At 57.7% G+C, this 2,406-nt stretch carries 4 protein-coding genes and 1 pseudogene; 2 read left to right on the forward strand and 3 right to left on the reverse strand.

What is annotated here, in order from left to right; genetic code table 11:
* A pseudogene (locus tag CKO27_RS23630) lies at positions 1 to 108 on the forward strand (IS110 family transposase); the annotation flags it as partial.
* 38 nt (positions 109 to 146) lie between these two features.
* Here CKO27_RS23630 and CKO27_RS24830 read toward each other — a convergent pair.
* On the reverse strand, positions 147 to 656 hold the full coding sequence (locus tag CKO27_RS24830; protein WP_276570207.1) for a pilin: 510 nt from the start codon (positions 654 to 656) through the stop codon (positions 147 to 149).
* A 463-nt stretch (positions 657 to 1,119) separates the two neighbouring features.
* Here CKO27_RS24830 and CKO27_RS23640 point away from each other — a divergent pair, with 463 nt between their 5' ends.
* Positions 1,120 to 1,584 carry a sel1 repeat family protein gene (locus CKO27_RS23640; protein WP_207281095.1) on the forward strand — a complete coding sequence of 155 codons (465 nt, stop codon included), beginning with the start codon at positions 1,120 to 1,122 and terminating at the stop codon, positions 1,582 to 1,584.
* Between the two features lie 167 nt (positions 1,585 to 1,751).
* Here the strand turns inward: CKO27_RS23640 and CKO27_RS23645 are convergent, their stop codons facing one another.
* Together CKO27_RS23645 and CKO27_RS25105 are read right to left on the reverse strand one after the other, a co-directional pair.
* Positions 1,752 to 2,039 (reverse strand): DUF5615 family PIN-like protein, encoded by a 288-nt coding sequence (locus CKO27_RS23645; protein ID WP_276570208.1) that lies wholly within the window; start codon positions 2,037 to 2,039, stop codon positions 1,752 to 1,754.
* Positions 2,036 to 2,182, reverse strand: a complete 147-nt coding sequence (locus tag CKO27_RS25105; RefSeq protein ID WP_200377363.1) for a DUF433 domain-containing protein — start codon at positions 2,180 to 2,182, stop codon at positions 2,036 to 2,038. The genes CKO27_RS23645 and CKO27_RS25105 overlap by 4 nt, the downstream gene beginning before the upstream one ends.
* Positions 2,183 to 2,406 lie beyond the last annotated feature (224 nt).

A 2,406-nucleotide genomic window follows, 5' to 3' on the forward strand; every position in this document is an offset into this window, starting at 1 on the left:
GCCAAAATGGCGGCTCTCGGCGCGGCCATGCGCAAACTCGTCCATCTTTGCTTTGGCGTCTTCAAAACCCGTCTCCCCTACCAAGCTGACTATGCCCCCGCGACTTGACAGGAAAGACGGTATCTACCTCGCTACCTCGCTAAGGATTAACGGCACTCAGCAGGTGCAAACTTATCCTCTAGAGTAGCGACAACTGTCGGCGCGATACCGCGAGCGGTTGCGTTGGCAATAGTTTTAGAACCACAAGCCCAATCGATAGGACCATTTTGACCAGTCGCTAATGCCACTTTGTTAATAAATGGCTCTATAGTGATCGTATTATCGCCTGAAAGCTGAGGAATGCCAGTAGCACTTTTGTCATAAGTAACTAGAATTTTGCCGTTTGTACCATCAATCGCTATGGTTTTTACATACTTTGTGGGTTTCCATGCGGTAGTCCACGCTGTCGCGGCACTCGCTACACCGGTCATGTCATTTGCCATGTAACCTTCGCCAACGGCCACCTTAGCTGAAGAGGCGAGATTCAATCCTTCAGTAACCTTCGAACGTACGACATAATCGGAATAAGCCGGAATCGCAATCGCCGCCAAAATCCCAATAATCGCCACAACGATCATCAGTTCGATCAAAGTAAAGCCGGCCTGGAATTTTCTCATGAACCTTCTCCAATGAATGAATTGAATTCAGCGCGTCTCGCGGGAGAGGAGACGGGGGCCGGTGCTTCATTTACCGGTCCTGGCGAGAACAGGTCAAGTTCCGGGCCAAAACCGCGATCTCCATTCAATTCGTTGAATGCCATGACGATTCCGATTCCGACCACGGCGGACCCTCGGTCCCGTCACACCCTGGCACAGTGACGCAAGACCCGGCTGTCATACCTCCTGGCCGTGACAGGTGGCCTCTGTCACACCCCTTGACCATGACAGGCCGCCGCGCACGGTCGCGGGTCGCCGCGTGGGCGGTCCTGGCTTTACACTGGCGCTTATCCTGACCATCCGGTTCGATCCGGGGAGCGAGCGGAGATGCCATCGATCAGCCTCAACACCGCGACCGCCGTCAGCGGTCTGACCAAGCGCACCCTCTGGCGCTATATCCAGGATGGAAAGCTAAACACGTTACGTGATTTCGGGGGGGGGTAGAACACATGTCGCGCTCGCCGATGTGCTGGCGCTGGCCAATGCGACACTCACGCCCGAGGACGAGGCGCTGGTGCTGGCGGCCGATGGCGACGACCCGGAGGCCCAATGTGATCTGGGATTGTGGCTCCTGGAGGCCGGACGGGCGGGGGCCGCGCGTGACTGGTTCAGTCACGCGGCGCGCGCGGGCTATGTCGATGCCATGTGTTATCTGGGGCGCGATCTGCTCGCCGGTCAGGGCGGCGCGCGCGACGAGTCGGCGGGGATGCTCTGGTTGAGTCAGGCGGCGGCGCGCGGCTCCGTGCTCGCTCAGGCGTTGCTGGCGGCGCTGCACAGCGTCCCTGGACAGCAGGCGCGCGCGGCGGGCGATGTGGAGACCCAGGAGCGCTTGCTCGACGCCGCCGAGCGGCAGGTGCTCTTGCGCACCCTGCGCGAGACCGCATCGTAGTACGCATCGCGTACCTTTTAGGCGTCAATCGACCCGCGTCGTCGGTTGATGCTGAAACGGTTCGCGGATTTCCGCTTATCGCCCTCGCGGCGGCGGCAGACGAATCTGGTTCCGGCGCGGCTTGATGGTGACAAGGGCTCCCTCTTGAAGCCTCTCGGCCGCGACCGTCAGTGTTTCCAGGTTTCCAGTACCGCCGCGCCGATGAATCGGGGCAGGATATGCTCGGCGCGAATCTGAATCACGCTGGGCGCCGCCGCATTGGTCAGGAATAGCAGGGCACCGAAGTCCAGATCATGGGTAAGCACGATGTGATCCTGGCTTCGTGCCCATTCCATGATCTCCTCGTCCGGGGCGCGGATATTCCCAACTCGGCTCCAATGGATCGCGCAATGGCCAGCGTTTCGGAGAAATGCCTCCCAGACCTCTGGAATATTCATGTCGAGCAGAATCTTCATCCCGCTTTGAGCGGCAAGTCATACTCTTCCGCCCGCCAGCTTGCATAGGCGAGGGCCGCATACACGTCCTCTTGCTCCAGACTTGGATAGAGCTTCAAGATCGATTCGATGGACTCGCCGCAAGCAAGGGTAGTGTTCTGAATTTGTGCATAAGCCTATGAAGCAGCCTATTGATGAGTCCTATTCCATATCGCTATAATAGTCATTTTTGTGCTCGCTTGAAGAAAAGGGGGTATGCACGAATGGCACTAAGATAAGTCTCTCGATTTTTAAAAACAAACAGTTACAACCGCTGATGCGGTTTGCGGAATCGGTGTCCTCAGCGCTGTTTCTTCGGGTGGCCATGGTTACGGACCTCTTCCTGTGC

Origin of the sequence: Thiocystis violacea, from assembly GCF_016583575.1 — a bacterium.
GTDB classification, from domain to species: domain Bacteria; phylum Pseudomonadota; class Gammaproteobacteria; order Chromatiales; family Chromatiaceae; genus Thiocystis; species Thiocystis violacea.

Excerpts from the sequence above, each read along its gene's own strand:
- CKO27_RS24830 (WP_276570207.1), bottom strand. The coding sequence starts at position 656 with ATGAGAAAATTCCAGGCCGGCTTTACTTTGATCGAACTGATGATCGTT.
- CKO27_RS23645 (WP_276570208.1), bottom strand. The coding sequence starts at position 2,039 with ATGAAGATTCTGCTCGACATGAATATTCCAGAGGTCTGGGAGGCATTT.